The organism is Siphonobacter sp. SORGH_AS_0500, from assembly GCF_002838835.1.
Lineage (GTDB): Bacteria > Bacteroidota > Bacteroidia > Cytophagales > Spirosomataceae > Siphonobacter.
In genome coordinates, this window is the sequence record NZ_NHPP01000021.1 from 52859 (window position 1) to 71921 (window position 19063).

A 19063-nucleotide genomic window follows, 5' to 3' on the forward strand; every position below is an offset into this window, starting at 1 on the left:
CCCTTTTATGAGACGTATTTTATCTGCTTTAAAACGGCGGTTTAACTTAAGCTTACTAGGCTTATGCTGCTCCCTTTACACAGCAGCCCAGACGCCAGCTCTGGTCAAGGGAAGTGTACTGGACGATACCGGAGCACCGCTCATGGGTGTAACGGTGCAAACCACACTGATTGGTAAAACCGAACCCCTCTTTAGTACTACGGATGTCAAGGGTATCTTCACGTTTACGAACCTACGTGCAGGGGCCCGGTACACCTTCGTGTTTAGTTACGTTGGCTTTGAAAAACACACCATTCCGCATTTTCTGGTTAATGCAGGCGACAATAATAGTCTGCTTGTACGGATGAAGCCCCAAACCCAGTCCCTGAATGATCTGGTAGTCATTGGGTACGGGGCCCAGTCGAAGGCGAAAGTAACAGGCGTTATTTCTCAGGTTAAAGGACAGGAATTAAGCCGTTATAGTGCAAGTAACTTTGCTCAGCAATTAGCCGGAAAAGCCGCTGGAATTGTCATTAATGATGCGTCCGCTCAACCGGGTTCTGATCCTCAGATTGTGATTCGGGGAATCGGTACGCTTACCGCCGGTCGCAATCCCCTGATCGTAGTGGATGGTTATCCTTTGTCGGAAGGGTCTTCCCTTAACTCAATTAATCCCCAGGATATTGAAACGATTGATGTATTAAAAGACCCCTCCTCTGCCGCTATTTATGGCTCCAGAGCGGCCAATGGGGTTATTTTAATTACAACCAAGAAGGGCAAATCCGATCGTTTGCAGGTTTTGCTGGATGTTTACACAGGTTTTCAGCAACGATCTGATCGCGTAGCGTACGTAGATGCCTATCAGGCGGCTCAATTTTTTACCGAAGCCCGGGACTGGGGCTATATATCGAAGAATCCATCCAACCGCAGCGAAAGCGATGATCGGGCCACCCGCCTGAGTAAAGGGGCCAGCCTTCGCGAACTTCGCCTGAATTACATCCAGCCTTATTTGGATCATCAGGCGGGGCTTACCAATACCCAATGGACGGACGAAGTATTTCGAAAAGGTCGCATGAGTAGTTATAACCTCTCGTTTTCGGGGAGTTCCGGCAAAACCAATTATTACGTTTCTACCAATTTCTTTAATCAGGACGGAATCGTCATTAATAACGGACTTAAACGCTACAGTGCGGCCTTCAAACTGGACAGTCGTTTGTCGGAAAAAGCAACGTTGGGTGTGAGCATGACTCCATCTTATAATACCCAAAATTATTTTAATAACAACGGGAATCAGTCGAATGATCCGATTGCGAACTTATACATCATGTATCCGATGTTCAGTCCTTATAACGCGGACGGAAGTTTAACGATCAGTAAACAGATTGCGGCCAATACGCCAGAAGATGGGGCTTTGGGAGAAAATGCGGTAGCTCTCGCCTATAAGATCAAAAATAAGCGTGACTTCTTCCGCAATTTTGGCAATGTCTATCTTACTTATGATCTGTTGAAAGGGTTAACCTTCAAAACGCTGCTGGGTGGAGATATTCAAAGTAACTTCTTTGACTTTTATAACCCGTCTGACGTAGGAGGTTACCGCACGCCAGCTCCCAAGCCCGCGGTAGCCATTGAAAACCGCGAATTTGTCTATAATTACCTCACGGAAAATACGTTAACCTACGCCAATCAATTCGGTCAGCATAGCCTTGATTTACTGGCGGGGTATTCCTTTCAAAAGGAAAACGGCTCAGCAACCAGCGTTACGGGTTCTAATATTGCCGATAATAACCTGCCTAACCTTTCTGGAGCCAGTGCTTTCGTAGCGAGCACCAACCGTTACGTATGGACTCAACTGTCGTACCTTGCCCGGGCTCAATATGCGTATAATAACAAGTATCTATTTTCAGCAACCCTGCGTCGGGACGGTTCTTCCCGATTCGGTGATGACCGGAATGGGGCGTTTTCCCTTCTTTAACGGGAGGCTGGATCATCAGTAATGAATCCTTTTTCCCGAAATCAAGTCCTATAACCTTTGCTAAAATTAGAGGTAGCTGGGGTAAATCCGGGAATAACCAGATTGGTTCTTATAGTTCAAAATCGCTGGTGAACGCTGCCAATTACGTATTTGGAAATACGCTGGCTTCGGGATTTGCGGCCACTACGACTGCCAACCCTAACTTATCCTGGGAAAATAAGACGGCGGTTAATTTGGGCCTTAATCTGGGTATTGGCAAGCCTTTCACGATGGCACTGGATTACTACCGATCCATCACGAAAGACTTGTTACTCAACGTTCCGGTGCCTGAGCAATCGGGGTATAGTTCCTCCATCCAGAACATTGGCAAGATCGAAAACAAAGGTTTGGAGCTGGAATTCAGCGGTAATGCCCTGCCCTTGGGAGCATTGAACTGGTCTTTCAACGCCAATGCTGCTACTAATTCTAATAAAGTATTAGCTCTGGCTCCCGGACAGCAGCAAATTGTGTCGGGTTCTCAAAGCAATTTTCTTACGCGAGTGGGCGGTTCCATTGCCGAACTCTATGGGTATGAAGTCATAGGCGTGTATAAAACGCAGGCCGAGATTGACGGAACCCCTCACCTGGCCGGAACGCTTCAGGGGGATTATAAAGTCGCTGACTTAAACGGCGATGGGGTGGTTGACTCCAACGACCGTAAAACGTTTGGTACCTATAACCCCAAATTTACCTACGGATTTTCCAGCAACTTTGCCTATAAAAATCTGGAATTCAGCTTCTCACTGAATGGGATTGTCGGACGCAAAATCTGGGACCAGCAGTTAGCCAATCAGGAAGAATCAGGAGAAGGTTTTGGCGTCCCGAATACCTATTATTTCAACAACCGTTACCATCCTGTTCATAATCCAAATGGTTTTCTGGCTCAGCCCAATATGGGTAATTTCTCCAGTGCCCGCCGCCTGACGCGTTCCTCCAATTACTTCTTTAAAAATGCCGATTACCTGCGTCTGCGTAACGTCCAGATTGCTTATACCTTGCCCATGAGCTGGGTGAAGAAAGCCAAAATTCAGGGTGTTCGTTTGTACGCAACCGCCAATAACCTCTTCACATTCACCCAGTTCCGGGGATTCAATCCAGATGCTACTTCGACTACGGATGTATTAACCAATGGCTTTTCCCAGGCTAATTATCCCGTTGCTCGTTCCTACATCTTTGGTTTAACTATTACGTTCTAAGTTTTCATGAAAAAGATAGTCATCCTTTCCAGTGTACTAGCCAGCTTATTGGTCATGAGTAGCTGCGAGAAGCAATTATTTCAAAATCCGGCTACTTCCAAAGAATTAGGTAATTTCCTTCAGAACGAAATCGAAACGGAAGAATACGTAAACGCCACTTACGCCAACCTTCAGTCCGACGGTTTATACGGTCTTTACTTACCCGCTTTGATAGAAATTCCTTCGGATAATACTTACGATGAAGTTCCGGCCAATGATAACGGGATGTATGGTCAGCTCGACCAGTTTACTGCCATTGCGGGTAATACCATTGTGACTGAAGTATGGAGGCAATCTTACCGCACCATTCAAAGAGCTAACGTTGTGCTCAATCGCATTGGGCAGATTCCGTATGCTACCGAAGCCACGCGTCAATCCCGGACGGGAGAGATGAAATTCCTTCGGGCCCTGATGTACTTCAACCTGATTCGCCTCTACGGAGATGTTCCTTTAGTCACTAAGGAAACAGAAAATCCAAATGAATACTTTGGTCAGGGCCGTACGGCTTCTGCTCAGATTTATGAACAGATTCGTAAGGATTTAACGGAAGCGATTGCTACTTTGCCAGCAGTCAATACCCAGGCCGGACGGGTGCGGAAATCAGCCGCACAAACGTTACTTGCCAAAGTATATCTTACCGCCAAAAGGTATACTGAAGCAAAGACTTTATTGGAGTCGGTAGTGAATGATGGACAACATCAGCTATTAACAAATCCGGCGGATGTGTTTAGTCTGAGTAATGAGAACAACCGGGAAATCATTTTTGCCGTACAGTTTGCTTCGGGTGTAAACGGCAATACGGAGGGCAGCACCATGTATCAGCAATACGCTCCGTCAGGAACCGTTTCCGGGGCCAAAGGACACAATCTGCCTACAAAAAGTCTCTACGCTCTTTACTCGTCGTCCGACAAACGCAAAGGTGTATACGTAGGAATAACCACTTCTGGTATTCCCTGGTGCAAGAAACTCTCGGCCCCTACTACAGTTATCACCGACGGCGGTAGTGATATAGTCGTCCTGCGTTACGCCGATGTCATTTTGATGCTATCGGAGATCGAAAACGAACTAGGTAATATTTCGACGGCCCTTACCTATCTGAATCAAATCAGAACCCGGGCTGGTTTGGCTGCTACTTCGGCCAGCACTCAGACGGAATTACGCGAAGCTATTGCTCTCGAACGCCAGTTGGAACTCGTGGGAGAAGGCCACCGCTGGTTTGATTTGATCCGCACGGGTACTGCTCTGACGGTGATGAATCAATGGTTTAAAGCCAACAACATTCTCACGACCCTTACCAGTAATAACCTGCTCATGCCTATTCCGCAGAGTCAGGTAGATACTGATCCTGCCATTAAACAAAACGAAGGGTATTAACCCCTTTTCTGCGGTGATAGAGGCTTCTCTATCACCGCTTTTACTTCAATTCAATACTTAATATTATGTTTCGTCTCTCTGTTTTTCTTTTCAGCATTTGTCTAACTTTTATAGCTCAGGCCCAACACCGTCCAGCTCAGGCTATTATTCGTGAATTTAATAATCCTGATTCCAAAGAAGTCTTAGTGGTAGCTCACCGGGGCGACTGGCGGTACGCTCCCGAAAACTCCGTTCTTAGTCTGCAACATGCCATTGAGCTAGGTGTGGATGTCGTGGAAATTGACCTGAAGAAAAGTAAAGACGGCGTATTGATTTTATTACACGACGAAAAGCTGGATCGTACCACCACCGGACACGGAAAACCCAGCGATTATACCTGGGAAGAATTACAAAAATTCACCCTCAAAAACGAACACGGCGGCCCTACTCGCCAGAAAATCATGACGTTTGAGGACTGCATGCAACGAGCCAAAGGAAAAGTAATGATTAACATCGATAAGGGTTACGATTATTACCAGGAGCTTATGAGATTCTCGAAAAAACCGGAACCTTAGATCACGCCATTATTAAAACGTATAAAACGTACGAAGAAGTAAAGAGTGAAAATGGTTCGCTGCTTCAAAGTAAATTAGCCTTTATGCCCATTGTGAATCTAGCTAAGCCTGAGGCGAAAGATATTATTGAAACCTACGAAAAACAACTTAAACCCGTAGCGTACGAATTGAATTTCAATTCGGATCAGGTACTGGAAAAATCTAATTACCTGAGCATTCCCAAGTCTGGTTCTAAAATCTGGTTTAATAGTTTGTGGGCCAGCCAAAACGCTGGTCATGACGATGAAAAAAGCGTTGAAGAGAAAGACCCCGAAGCGGGTTGGGGATGGTTGATTAAGCACGGAGCTAAACTCATCCAGACTGACCGTCCGAAGGAGCTAATTGACTATCTGAAGAAGAAAGGGTTACACCCTTAATTGTAAAACGAATCTATGAAACATGCAGGAATGCTGATTTTCTGGCTCTTATGTGCGGCGGCATACGGGCAGAACACAGATACCACGCAAGTGGAATGGCGGGAAGGGTATTTGGACATCCACCACATAAATACCGGACGAGGCAATAGTACGTTTTTCTTATTTCCCGACGGAACAACCCTGCTTTGGGATGCAGGTGATTTGAACGCCTCCGCATTTTTGAAAAAGAATGCTCCCTTAAAAGTTTCTCCGGCCCGACCTAATCACTCGAAAACACCCGGGAATGGATTGCTTATTACATCCAGCAATCCAGAAAACCCAAATCTGTTACTTCGTTGGATTATCTGGTCGTTTCTCATTTTCACGGTGACCACTATGGCGAACTAACACCAAACAGTAAGCAAGGCAGCGTTTCTAGCTTTAAACGTACTGGTATCACCGACGTAGGTGACTTATTTACGATTGGTACACTCCTGGATCGGGGTTATCCTAAGTATGATTTTCCGGTCAATCTTGGAGCTTATTACCAGGAACCGGAAAGTACTTTTCTTAATTATCTGGCCTTTGTGAACGCTAAAGTCAAGCAGGGAACGCGGGCAGAAATGCTAAAAGCAGGGAGTAACCATCAAATCTTACTCAAACGAAATCCTCAGCAATACCCTGAATTTAAAGTTCAGAATGTAAAAGTCAACGGAACCATCTGGACGGGTAACGCGGAAGAAACAGTCGTTCACTTTACGGCTGACTCGGTTTTGTCTCCTCAGGGAAAGTTCAATGAAAATCCTTTGAGCATGGCGATTAAAATCAGTTACGGCAATTTTGACTACTTCACGGGAGCGGATAATACGGGACTACGTGGGTACGGTCTTCCTACCTGGTTTGATACTGAGACACCGATGGCAAAAGCCATTGGTAAAGTGGAAGTTATGACCTTGAATCATCATGGGAACCGTGACGCAACGAACGAAACGTTCCTGAAAGCTACTCAACCTAAAGTGGCGATTCAACAAATCTGGTGTTCGGATCAACCCGGACAGGAAGTCATGCATCGGCTAGGGCTAAAACCCAAGCCTGACGTATTTGCTTTACACTTGCAGGAAGAAACCAAGACTTATCTAGGATTCTGGCTGAACCAGATTTACAAAAGCACGGATGGCCATGTTATGATTCGGGTAAGCCCCGGAGGCAAGCAATTCTGGGTAGGCGTACTAGACGATACCAAAGCCGAACTAAGCCTTAAAAGATGGTTTGGCCCTTATTATTGTTATTGAATCTTAAAATTAATTGAATTCAAAAGCCCTGAAGTTTATATATATATTCATTGAATATTATTATTAAGTGACTTTGTTGCATAGGTCTTGAAAAGCCATTTATTAGCTCCCAACAGCCTTCTCTGTAGGTCTACAGAGGCTTCCTAAGTAACTTTTATTGGGAAATAACACAATTATAAGTGCCATTATAGACAAGTTTTACCCGATTTAGGCTACTGTTCAGCAGCCATGCAATAAAGCCCTTTTGAATTAACTTTTAAAAATAAAACATTTCTTGATCATTTACTAAAACTGGCTAATCACCAATCTTTGTCACTTGTTTCGCCAAAAGAATTACCTGAGTTACTTCTTTTAAGGGCTAAAATATATATGGCTTTAGACGATAAAATAAAAGCTCAGGAGCTGTCTTCTAAAGCATTATCTTTAGCCAAAGAAGGAAATTTATCAATTGATAAGTTTGAAGATTTTTGTAAGAGTGTACGTTAGTTATACCTTATCCGCTTAAAAAACAGGATTGTATCTATTCTCTAAACCTATGATCTGGTCAATAATACATTTCAAAATGCATGATCAACCAAATCATAGGTTCAACAAATAAATAGCTACTCTCTAATTCTATTTCCAGGGATCTAATACCACTTTAACACAATCATCCACCCGGCGTTTGAAGATATCGTACGCATGTGAGACTTCCGTTAAAGGTAAACGGTGAGTAATGATGTCATCGAGCTGCACTTTCCCTTCTGCCACGTAATTGAGTAAGGTATCAATGTGCTTGTGAGCAGGAGCCTGGCCGCCCTTTAGAATAATACCTTTGTCGAAGAACTGACCAATGGGGAAGTTGTCATACGTGGTAGGATATACGCCAAGTACAGAAACAATGCCTCCCCGACGGACGGCACTCATGCAGGCTTCTAATACCTTGGGCGAACCTTTTTCTAAATTAATGACGGCTTTCGCCCGGTCAATTAAGTTACGGTCGGGCTCGAAACCCACGGCTTCTACGCACACGTCGGCCCCGCGTCCACCCGTCATGTCACGAATTTGGGCAACCACATCTTTGGCATCGTTATCCCACAAAATGGTTTCACAATGAGCCGTTGCTTTAGCTTTTTCTAATCGGTACTGAAGCGTATCTACAACGACAACCCGGGCCGCACCCCGCAACCAGGCACTTTTAGCTGCCATAATCCCTACGGGACCTGAACCAAAAATGGCTACCGTCTCACCCCCTTTTACTTCACCCCAGTCAATTCCACTGTAACCCGTTGGGAAGATGTCAGTCAGGAAGAGAACCTGCTCGTCTGTTAAATGATCGGGAACAATCCGGGGACCATAATCGGCATAAGGCACTCGTACATACTGGGCTTGTCCACCATCGTAACCCCCATAAAGATCCGTGTAACCGAATAAAGCTCCCCCTTTCTCCGTCAACAGGCCCCCTTCCGGGCCGTAATGTTCAGGTTAGAGTTTTCACAATGCCCGGGCAGATGGTGATCGCAGAAGAAACAATGACCACAAGCGATTGGAAAAGGAACCACTACCCGGTCGCCCCGCTTGAGGTTTTTAATTTGGGGACCTACTTCTTCGACAATCCCCATAAACTCATGACCAAGCACCATGGGCCGGGGTTGGGGTAATCCCCCAGAGTAAATATGCAGGTCAGACCCACAAATGGCCGTAGCCGTTACTTTTAGAATGATATCTCTTCCTTCCTGAATGGTAGGATCGTCCACGTTGTCGCACGTTACGGTTTTAGGACCATGAATTCTAGCTGCTTTCATTTCAATTATTGTTTAAAGGACTTGTGAAAATAGAGGTGAGGAATGAGCCCTAGTATTATCAGGCATGTTCGAACAGTTGAGCTTAATCAGGTACAATACAGAGAAGAATGTTCTCTCGTAACTTCAAGCCTAATCCTTGGAGAAGAAGTAGGTAAACAACTAATGGCATCGAAGGTGTGAGGCATTTTAAACACACCCTGTGGCAAGTTATCGTACACTTGCAGGCGAGTTTTGAGCATACCGTGATGCTTGGCATGGGCAATATATTTGGCAGGTCGGATCTGTTCCAATGCTTTTTGAACCTGCCTATTCATAGATTCCAGGGTTCCTTGGATGATAGCCCCCTCGCTGGATTGGATTACTTCGATGTCGTCGCTGAAACGAACGTATAGAGCATTAGAGGCCATTGAGGTAGAATAGTAGATAGAAAGAGATTAACTACAGAATCATGCCAGCCTTTAACATTTTGAACCTGATAAACCTTATCAAGTAGGAAGGGTAAAGGATCTTTCTACACTTCTCTACTAGCCTAGGTGCGTTAGATCATAGCTGGTCCCTCCCCCCCATGGATAGGCGGAAGGCCACTTTGAACGTTAATACGGTATCCTTATTCTATCAGCTCCACTCATTTTCAAAATCTATAGCTGACTGCTCTCCTACTTTCAACGAATCAGAATGTCTTCTGTGAAAAAGATAATAATTGAATAATTCATTGATAAATATTGATTATATAAATAAATTTGTGAGGATTACCCCTGAAAATACCTAGATCATTAAGCTAACCGATTGTTTACTACCAAATCAGAATGTATAATTAGGATTTGAATCACTTGGGAGGGTATTGATATAGTTGAAAAGATCTATTGTTAGTTATTGTTCTTTAGGCTACTTCTGTGATGAGTATGAGCAACACTGATTCTGATTTATGGCAAAAGTATCTGGCTGGTGATGAAGCAGCTTTGGGCAGTATTGCCGAAAGATACTATTCTACTTTGAAGCACTACGGTCAGAAGTTTTCCGTTAGCGAGTTTATCGTTAAAGATTGTATTCAGGATCTTTTTTTACAGCTCTGGCAGAACAGAACGCAGATCAACGATACCGCTTCCATTAAACATTACCTACTCAAAGGTCTTCGTAACCATATTTTCATGCACATCCGCTCTTCAAAGCAGATGGTCACTCGTGAACTTGACTGGAATTTGGGCGTTTTGGAACACATTAGTGGAGAATCAATTTTAATCGAACATGAAGCTTTGCTTAGTCGCGTTGAGCAATTGCAGCGATTGATGAGTCAGCTTTCTTCTCGAGAACGGGAAGCTATATACTTACACTATTTCCAGGACATGAGTGTGGGGGAAATTGCAGAAGTTATGCAGGTGAACCGACAATCCGTTTCCAACTTTCTAACGCGGGCCATGTCAAAAATGCGAAGCCACTGCCAGCCCGAACACTTATTTATTTTCTTGTATTTATTTTTAAAGTTTTAGTACTAAACTGAGTATGCCTGGTTAGGTGTTGCATATAAGCATTAGATAACGCCAATATACTGCCAGACCACTCATGACTACTTTCGATACCTTAGAGGAATTTCTAGCTAACGACGCTTTTCGGGAGTGGATATTAGGACGCCGTCCCCAGGATTACATCTACTGGCAGGAATGGCTCAGTCAAAATCCACACAAGCGGGAACTGTACGAACAGGCCGCTGCTCTTTGCCTGGTTCTGAATGGCGATACCCAGCCGCTACAGGAAGCCCAGCATGCGAGTGAAATCGAGCAGATCAAACAATCGCTTCATGAAGCCAAAGAGCGAAGTATCCTCGAAGTTAAAGCTCATACCCTCCGGCCTCGACTTAAATGGCTGGCTCCGTTGGCTGGCGTGGCAGCTCTCGTTCTCATTGGCTTCTTTCTAAACAATTTTATACATAATGACTCCACTATTTCCAGTACCGTTCCATCGGTAGAGGAAGTCATGGCTTCGAAAGACCGTTGGCAAAAAGTGGTTAATACAGACAAGTCGGATCAACTGGTTACGCTGACGGATGGTTCCTCCGTTCTGTTAGCTCCAGGCGGACAGCTCTGGCACAACTTATCAGCTCAACAACGGGAAATTTACTTAATTGGCGAAGGTTTTTTGAAGTGGTCAGAGATACAACTCGCCCCTTTTTCGTATACACCTCCGTTCTCTCCACCCGTGTGCTAGGTACCAGTTTTCAGGTTCAGGCTACTCAGAATCAAAATCTGGCTTATGTGAAAGTGAAAACCGGCAAGGTTACGGTAACCTCCATGAAAGATCCCGGACAGTATCTGGTTCTCGAAAAGAACGAACAGGTTAAACTTGATATTCAGACCAATCAATTAACCAAGCAAATCCTCACCTCCAATCTTCACCGACACCATTCTACCTCTATACTTAATGATAACCAAAACTTTGAATTTACCCCGGTTACTGAAGTGCTGAACCGGCTTCAGCACACCTATCACACGAAAATTGAATTTAACGAACATAATTTACAGGGCTGCACATTCACGGGCGATTTAAATGGCATTCCCTTCGCAGAAAAAATCAGACTGATCTGTTCGGCAGTCGAGGCTTCTTACGAGAAGCAGGGAGATACTATTTATGTTACCGGTCACAGTTGTAACCCTTAATCGTTTCACCGCCAGTAATTTTCTTTCGTCAGGTCACCTAACACCCTGTACGTAAAACTTTTTTTTGATTGTTTTACCAGTTCTCTCCACACCGGAGAGCAGAACCTCTATTGCTCATTTTTACAATAAAATCCAGAACCCCTAATGACAATGCATCTACAATTACTTGTCCTAAAAGGCTCCCAGCGGATTGCCCTTCAGATGGTGGGCTACCTGCTGTGTCTACTGGTTTTTTTGCCAGTAAAAGTCCATGCTCAGAATGATCTAGATCGACGTATATCTATTGTAGTCAAGGATCAGAACGTTGAGGATGTGCTCAAAAAGATAGAAAAACTCGTTGGCGTTAAATTCATTTACAGCCGGGAAATCATTCAGTCAAAGCAGAAAATCAGTTACGAAGCTCAGAATCAACCCATCCAGACCATACTTAATGAAATTCTGACCCCGATTCAAATCACGTATGAAACGACTGGGAATCAAATTTTGCTGAAGCGGATTACACCTCCCTCTTCGATTTTGAAAAAAGAAACCGTGTTAGGGGCCGAGATTCCCGTGACCGGAACCGTGAAGGATGAAAAAGGGGACCCAATCGTTGGCGTTAATATCCTTATTAAAGGAACCACGCGTGGAACGGTTACCAATATTGACGGGACCTTTAAACTTCTGGTCGCCAGTGAAGAGGATGTACTTCTATTCAGTTTCCTCGGGTATAAAACCCAGGAAGTACAGGTAGGAAAGCAAAGTTCAATTAACCTGACGCTGAGAGACGAAAACAAAGTCTTAGACGAAGTAGTGGTTGTAGGGTTTGGTCTCAAAAACAAGAAAGAAACCATTTCAGGAGCCATTTCAACAGTAAATGCGGACGAGTTGTCTCATGCCAGCACTGTTACCGCAGCCGGAGCTTTGGTAGGTAAAATTCCGGGTATTGCATTTCGCCAAAGTTCGGGTCGCCCGGGTAGTGCTCCAACCATTGAAATCCGTAACTATGGCGAACCACTCGTCATTATTGATGGTATCCAAAAAGATTACGGCAGCTTTGCCCAAATAGATTTCAACGATATTGAAAACATTTCGCTTCTGAAGGATGCTTCTGCTTCTATCTACGGAATGCAGGCGGCTAATGGCGTTCTTGTGGTCACAACCAAAAAGGGTAAACGCAATCAGAAACCTATTATTACCTTTCAAAGCTATTATGGGCTCCAGATACCGGCGGGCTATAATAAGCCAGCCGATGCTGCCACTTACCTCAAGGCCATTATCCAGGATGAAACCTATAACAACGTTCCTAATTCTTCCCGAACCATCAACCGTGAGGAATATGACAAATGGGTAAGGGGCACAGAGCCAGGCTATAAGTCCTTTGACTGGTACAATTACATCTGGCAAACTAAACCTCAGATGTACGGAAGTCTGAACATCTCTGGCGGTAGCGACAATGCGGATTATTACATTAGCTTGAACCGCATTGAACAGAGAAGTATGCTTCGGAATTTTCACGGATTTGACCGTACTAATTTTCAAAGCAATTTTAACTTTAATATTAGTAAGAAGCTTAAAGTTGGGGTGCTAATGAATGGACGTCTGGAACGGAACCGCCAACCAGCCTTCCAGGCGACGATTACGATTTTGCCTTGCAGGCGGCTTTCCGAAATCTGCCAACCAAACGGCCTTTCGTTAATGACGATTCCCGTTACCCCGCTATATCGGCTATCGATCCACAATTTAGTTACGGGTGGATCAATGAGCAGATGTCTGGAAAGTACGAGTCACAAATTCGGATTATGCAAATCAACGGTACGGCTGAATACAGTATTTTCGATGGTCTTAAAGCCCGTGCTCTGGTTAGCTACTGGTACCGAAACACCCGAAATGATTTAAGGGAAAAATCTCCTCTGCTGTATCGCTTCGATGAGCCAACGAACGCCTATACGATTGCTTATCAAGGAAATGCTCGTTACCTGGAACGTTACGTGCAAAATGCCGAGGAGATGACGAGTAACGTACAGCTTGACTATGAAAAGACCTTTGACAAACATCACGTACACATGGTTACGGGGATGGAAACGAAATCGTCTAATTACCCAAGTGTATATTTTCTGGGAAGCCAGGAAGCAAATGGTATTCCATTCCTGACAACCAAATCTACGACCTACGTAGGAGATGGTATTCCTTTTAACCAGAATCGTCTGGGCGTTTTGGGACGATTCAATTATGACTACGACAATAAGTACATCATGGAGTTGTCGGGTCGGTATGATGGCTCTTATTTTTACAAAAAGGGCAAGCGTTTTGGCTTTTTCCCTTCCGGATCGCTGGCCTATCGCATTTCTCAGGAAAGATTCTGGAAAAACAATTCGTTCCTGAGTCAGAAAATCGATGAAGTAAAACTTCGCGGTTCTTATGGAGTACTGGGTAAAGAGTTAGGGAATGCTCTGACTTATATTACCGGCTATAATTTTAATCAAGGATCAGCTATCCTGGATGGAAGGGACGTAGTTTCAAGCCGAATCACAGGTCTGGCTACGGATAACATTACATGGGGTCGGGTATACGTACTGGATTTGGGAGTGGACATCGGATTATTTAATAATCGTTTGACGGGAGGTTTTGACTGGTTTGATCGTCATCAGACGGGTGAATTAGCCAGCCGTTATGATGTATTGTTACCGAACGAAATTGGTTTTAGCCTACCGGCCGAAAACCTGAATAGTGACCATACCAAGGGTATTGAAATGCATCTGGGCTGGAAAGACAATGTGCGGGACTTCAATTATTTTGTGTCCGGTAACTTTACCTTTTCCCGCTGGATTACAGGTACGCGTTACAAACCCAGATGGGCCAATTCCTATGATCGGTTCCGGGACCTGTGGAATACCGAAGGCCGTTTCCGGGATGGTAGTTTTCAGCTCGTTTCCGTTGGGCAGTTTCAGAGCTGGGAGCAAATTGCCAATCACCCCGTCGATCAGGACCACTACGGTAACACCACAATTCGCCCCGGTGATTACATCTATCAGGACACCAATCATGACGGCTACATCTCCGATCTGGATATGGAAAACGTTACCTATCGCGTCAACGGTGGAACGCCTTGGTTAAACTTTGCCTTTCAGACCGGAGTTAACTGGAAAGGATTTGATTTCCGAGCCGAATTTGCCGGAGGTTCCAAATTTACCTACGAACAACAATGGGTAATGCGATACTTTGATGGAAACACCAATGTCTCGCAGTATCTGGCCGATAACTCGACCTGGTATAAAGACATCTGGGACAAAAACAGCGGATTCAACATTGGTAAATACCCACTGCTCACGAAAGGGGTTAATAACTGGATGAATACCCACTGGCCTAACAGCAACTGGCAAACGAACGTTACGTATATGAAGCTACGTAATCTAGAACTAGGCTATACCTTCTCTAGCCAGATGCTTAAAAAGCCAAGATTTCGGGCCTACGCGTATATGTATCTGCCCAGAATATCCTGACGCTAACGAACATGCCCGGTGGCCTGGATCCAGAGATGACTGCCAACTCAGGTATAGCCTATCCCAACCCCCGGTTAGTTAATGCGGGTTTTTCACTGAAACTGTAATCCCTTTATTTACCTAAGATTATGAAAATCTCTCTTGGTTTGCTAGTGATGGCATTTATGCTAGGCCTGGCAGGATGTACAACCGACCTGGATACGGAACCAACCAATATTTTACCTGAGGATGGGGTCTTTACCGACAAAGCCCTGGCTCAGTCGGTTCTGGCTAATTTTTATGCATCGGTTAACTATGGACAAACCAATAGTAACCATGGCAATTACCACCTACTGGACGAAGCTAACCTTTCGTATGGGCCAGCCACCACAACGGATGCTGAAAAAGTGATCCCCCGTGATTTCTTCCAGACGTACGATTATGGACTGGTTCGACGAATGAATCAGTTCCTAATCGGAATCCGTTCGAGTGCAGCCCGTTCGGCCTTACTGGAAGCAGACCGAAGTGATCTGGAGGCTCAGTGTATTTTTTTAAGGGCCTGGTATCATTTCTGCATGGCTCGCTCCTTTGGGGGCATGCCTATCTTGGGCGATACCGTGTACACGTATCAGTCGGGCATCGACCCGGTTAAATTTCAGGTAGCACGCTCTACGGAAGCGGGAATCTATGATTACGTTATTGCCCAGTGCGATCTGGCTGCCTCTAAACTCACCTCTTCTAAAACCACGAATGGAAGTGTAGCTAATAAATGGGCTGCCTTAATGCTTAAAGCACGGGCTGCGGTATACGCAGGTTCCATTGCCAACTATGGTAATAAACTTACACCCAGCGTCAGAACGCAAAACTGGGAGGCAGGTATTCCCGCTGATCAGGCCAGTAAGTATTATAAGATAGCCCTCGAAACCGCCGAACAGGTTATTCAGCAGGGTCCTTATGTATTGCAGATTGATCCAACCAACCTGGGTGATTCTTTTTACAAAGCGACGAGCGTAAAATCAGGCAATACCGAAGTAATCTGGGCGATGGACCGTTTACGTCCGAATGTAGTAACGCAATTTACAAATTTTACAATGCCCTATTCTCACCGGGATTATACGGATGGTAACGCTCTGGGTGTAGTTTTGAATCTGGTGGAAGCCTTTGAAAATAAGGATGGTAGTGCTCCGCAGATCAAGACACGAAATGACGACGGGAGTTATGTATTCTACAATTCTGTTGAAGATCCTTTCACTAAAAAGGATGCCCGGCTCTGGGGAACGGTCATCTACCCCAATGCTCCTTACCGTCAGACACCTGTGATTCTTCAGGCGGGCCAACTTAACAAATCGGGTAATCAATACGTACTGCTAACTTCCTCCGTTGGAGGTAAAGATTCTCAGGGTAATCTGATCACGTCTATTAATGGCCCGGTGGCTAATTCTGACAATTTTGTTAACAAAACCGGTTTCCTCGTTCGGAAATTTCTGGATGAAACCCCCAATGCAGGGTTAAATCCAGGTTTCAGCGAGATGTGGTGGCCCCGCATCCGTATTGCCGAAGCCTATCTGATTGCCGCCGAGGCCGCTTTCGAATTGGGAGATAAAGCCAAGGCTGTTACGAACTTAAACGTTACTCGCCGTCGGGGCGGTATTCAACCCGTAACCGAGTCAACTATTACGTTCAACCACATTGTGAATGAATATCGGGTTGAATTCGCTTTTGAAGATCACCGGTATTGGGATTTAAAACGTTGGCGGTTAGCTCATACCATCTGGAATGGTACCCCCAATGATCCTACGGCTCAGATGTATTCGCTCTTCCCCTATAAAGTAGTGGCTCCGGGCGACGCGAATGATGGGAAGTGGGTATTTACCAAACAGGCTTCCTATAAAATGGCTCCTAATCCTCGTAATTTTCCTTTGATGAATTATTACGCGGCCATTCAGCCGAGCTGGCGAGCCAATAACCCTAAATTGGTGTATAACCCTCTACAATAAGCATTTATATCATGACTATATCATCCCTTTTCTATCGTCTGTTCCTCTTTCTGTCGGTGTCTTTGCTTATGGGCTGCAGCACAGAAATTGATAACTGGGACTATCCTACCTCCAGGGTTTCGGGCCAGTTTCTCTATAAAGGACAGCCCATGCAGTTGATGTCAACTGCCTCTGATGCCTACGGATCTAACATGCTTCAGCTTCACCAAACGGGTGAAGGCTGGATACAGGGTTTTATCAAGGTATTTGCCAAAGAAGATGGTAGTTATACGGTGAATGCTTTCGATGGCGATTACTTCCTTAACCTAACTCCTGGACGAGGCCCATGGGTACCTAATACGGATACGCTGCGGTTTTCCCTGAAAGGAGAAGAGAAGAATATAAACTTTGAAGTAACGCCTTACTTCTGGCTGAGCAACTATACCAGCAGCTACAAGGATTCGGTATTTACCGCCACCTTCAATGTTGAGCAAGTAGTCTCAACCGCGGCCATAGAAAAAGCGGTCATTCATTTGTGTACGACAGCTATTGTGGATAATACGTCTAAATCATTCGAGAGGTCATTTAGTAACGTAGTTCCAGGCACAAACACGATTACGCTGGATTTGAAAACCTTATCAACTTATGAGAAAACAAATCTTAAAAAAACAGGCTTTCTCTACGCTCGGGTGGGTGTAAAAACCAGAAATGTGTGGGACCTAATCTACTCTCCAACGGTACGATTAACCCCCTAAGATTAAAGGATAAGCGGGTGGAAAACCAAGGGTATAACTCAACATTCATACCCGGATTTTTTAAGGTTTATCAGCCCCTGTTAGCCGCACTAGGAGCAGATGCCTAATAAATCGTTTCATTCATTAAATAAAGGTTAAAGGTTACAAACCTGCTGACACTTTTAGAGTCAGATGGTTTTAAATCATTTGCTTGGAACGAACTTACTTTAAGCAATAGGAAGACCTTACATCCCGATGCTGCTTAGCGTCGGGGTGTTTTTGTTTCAAGCATCGCCCTCCTGATTAATGGTTGTAACGATAAGGAAATGAGCCATCTGGCAGCCTTTGAAAAGCTCAAATATTTTAGAGGCTATCTAAAAGTAAGATTTAAATAAAAGTAAAAAAGCCTCTCCCTACTTCGGGAACCATTGGATGAAAGAGTTTATACAACGAGCTGTCATCGAGAGCGAAGGGGGGATTTACTTGGCCTCTTGCCTAGGAGTTCCCGGATTTCATCCGGGGCTATCCGTGTTGAACCCCTCCGGGGTTCTTGGCGTAACTCTATTGTAACAATGTTAACCACAACCCCAGCGGGGTTGAATATGAATAGCCCCGGTCTGGATGCACCCAGGCTGGATAGCCCCGGATGAAATCCGGGGACTCCTGAGGCACGGTTGGTAGTTGAGGCCATTCTATACCCGAGGAATATTTATCCATCAGCGTCTGTCATTCAGAGCGAAGCGAAGAACCTTATACCTTTTTCGAGTTTGTTGGGGCATGCAAAAACTTGAGTAAGCCCACCCCATTCCATTCCACCCAAGGTCTCTCCCTTCGTTCCAGAAGACAAGTTGAGAGAGTTGGTTCATTCCCATCTATCCTCCAGAGCCATCCGAAGAATCTCACTCCAGGGTTTTCTGTTATTGGGAATAGATAAGCGTTGGAAATGGGGAGGGTTATTTACAATGCCTGTTTAGTCAGTCCATTAGAGCTAAGGTTGATCACTATCTATACTGACAATGAACTATGATTTCAATAGTTATGAGGGCAATACTTACACACATACCCTGTTCCAACGAGTATTGTATAAATATACTTATCGTATTATTGCTTAATGTATTACTTTTGTCAGGGAGGCTTGAGGGTAGGTGTAGGTCCTGTCTACTCGTCCAACGTACGATCAGACCTGGTTTTTAACTTGATTTCCCGATATAATTGAGCCCTTTTTATCGGCTTCATTCAGCGTTACCGACTGATTCAAAACAAGTATGTGAAGTGTTCACACACTCTCCATGCAAGGAATTATAAAAAATTTATTAGCGGATTATCGAATGTCTATTTTCTTTGAGAATAGACATTTTTGATTTAGAGGCAATGCTTACTGGAAACCAGGCTTCATTACCTACTTTGGTGAAGAGACGGAAAAGCGAGAGGTCTATCAGTCGAGACACTACTAATTATCCTATTATGGTTATACGTACCTATCAATCAGCAGATTATGCTGGATGTATGAAGGCTTTTGAAAGCAATTGCCCGGCATTTTTGCGGATCATGAAAAAGAGCTGTTTCAGCATTTCCTTCGCGAACTGGAGATCTCATCAATGAATTATTATGTGGTGG

At 44.6% G+C, this 19063-nt stretch carries 14 protein-coding genes and 1 pseudogene; 14 read left to right on the top strand and 1 reads right to left on the bottom strand.

Annotated elements, in window-relative coordinates; translation table 11 throughout:
* Positions 1 to 7: 7 nt before the first annotated feature.
* From BWI96_RS19195 to BWI96_RS21745, 8 genes are all read left to right on the top strand, one after another.
* Positions 8 to 1951, top strand: coding sequence for a SusC/RagA family TonB-linked outer membrane protein (locus BWI96_RS19195; protein WP_106638138.1), 1944 nt, complete (start codon positions 8 to 10; stop codon positions 1949 to 1951).
* Between the two features lie 65 nt (positions 1952 to 2016).
* Positions 2017 to 3186, top strand: coding sequence for a TonB-dependent receptor domain-containing protein (locus BWI96_RS19200; protein ID WP_369804227.1), 1170 nt, complete (start codon positions 2017 to 2019; stop codon positions 3184 to 3186).
* 6 nt (positions 3187 to 3192) lie between these two features.
* Positions 3193 to 4599 (top strand): RagB/SusD family nutrient uptake outer membrane protein, encoded by a 1407-nt coding sequence (locus BWI96_RS19205; protein WP_106638140.1) that lies wholly within the window; start codon positions 3193 to 3195, stop codon positions 4597 to 4599.
* Positions 4600 to 4664: 65 nt separating this feature from the next.
* Entirely contained in the window at positions 4665 to 5153 is a 489-nt protein-coding gene (locus BWI96_RS22020; RefSeq protein WP_198555310.1) for a glycerophosphodiester phosphodiesterase family protein, read from the top strand.
* Between the two features lie 83 nt (positions 5154 to 5236).
* The gene (locus BWI96_RS22025; protein ID WP_198555311.1) at positions 5237 to 5569 is read left to right on the top strand and encodes a DUF4996 domain-containing protein; all 333 of its coding nucleotides are present in this window, start codon (positions 5237 to 5239) and stop codon (positions 5567 to 5569) included.
* A 15-nt stretch (positions 5570 to 5584) separates the two neighbouring features.
* The gene (locus tag BWI96_RS21740; protein WP_157830451.1) at positions 5585 to 5956 is read left to right on the top strand and encodes a hypothetical protein; all 372 of its coding nucleotides are present in this window, start codon (positions 5585 to 5587) and stop codon (positions 5954 to 5956) included.
* Positions 5905 to 6840, top strand: coding sequence for a hypothetical protein (locus tag BWI96_RS19215; protein WP_106638141.1), 936 nt, complete (start codon positions 5905 to 5907; stop codon positions 6838 to 6840). The genes BWI96_RS21740 and BWI96_RS19215 overlap by 52 nt, the downstream gene beginning before the upstream one ends.
* A gap of 309 nt (positions 6841 to 7149) precedes the next feature.
* Positions 7150 to 7326, top strand: a complete 177-nt coding sequence (locus BWI96_RS21745) for a hypothetical protein (protein WP_157830452.1) — start codon at positions 7150 to 7152, stop codon at positions 7324 to 7326.
* Between the two features lie 129 nt (positions 7327 to 7455).
* Here the strand turns inward: BWI96_RS21745 and BWI96_RS19220 are convergent.
* Positions 7456 to 8624 (bottom strand): annotated as a pseudogene (locus BWI96_RS19220) (zinc-dependent alcohol dehydrogenase).
* 902 nt (positions 8625 to 9526) lie between these two features.
* Here BWI96_RS19220 and BWI96_RS19230 point away from each other — a divergent pair.
* From BWI96_RS19230 to BWI96_RS19260, 6 genes are all read left to right on the top strand, one after another.
* Positions 9527 to 10111, top strand: coding sequence for an RNA polymerase sigma factor (locus tag BWI96_RS19230; protein ID WP_106638143.1), 585 nt, complete (start codon positions 9527 to 9529; stop codon positions 10109 to 10111).
* Positions 10112 to 10184: 73 nt separating this feature from the next.
* Entirely contained in the window at positions 10185 to 10826 is a 642-nt protein-coding gene (locus BWI96_RS19235; RefSeq protein WP_106638144.1) for a hypothetical protein, read from the top strand.
* Entirely contained in the window at positions 10763 to 11275 is a 513-nt protein-coding gene (locus tag BWI96_RS19240) for a FecR family protein (RefSeq protein ID WP_198555312.1), read from the top strand. The genes BWI96_RS19235 and BWI96_RS19240 overlap by 64 nt, the downstream gene beginning before the upstream one ends.
* 150 nt (positions 11276 to 11425) lie before the next feature.
* On the top strand, positions 11426 to 13153 hold the full coding sequence (locus tag BWI96_RS19245) for a SusC/RagA family TonB-linked outer membrane protein (protein WP_198555313.1): 1728 nt from the start codon (positions 11426 to 11428) through the stop codon (positions 13151 to 13153).
* Between the two features lie 1732 nt (positions 13154 to 14885).
* Positions 14886 to 16733: a RagB/SusD family nutrient uptake outer membrane protein gene (locus BWI96_RS19255; RefSeq protein WP_198555314.1), complete on the top strand. Its 1848-nt coding sequence runs from the start codon at positions 14886 to 14888 to the stop codon at positions 16731 to 16733.
* A gap of 11 nt (positions 16734 to 16744) precedes the next feature.
* Complete coding sequence (locus tag BWI96_RS19260; RefSeq protein ID WP_106638149.1) at positions 16745 to 17467, top strand: DUF3823 domain-containing protein; 723 nt, start codon at positions 16745 to 16747, stop codon at positions 17465 to 17467.
* The last annotated feature ends 1596 nt before the right edge of the window (positions 17468 to 19063 follow it).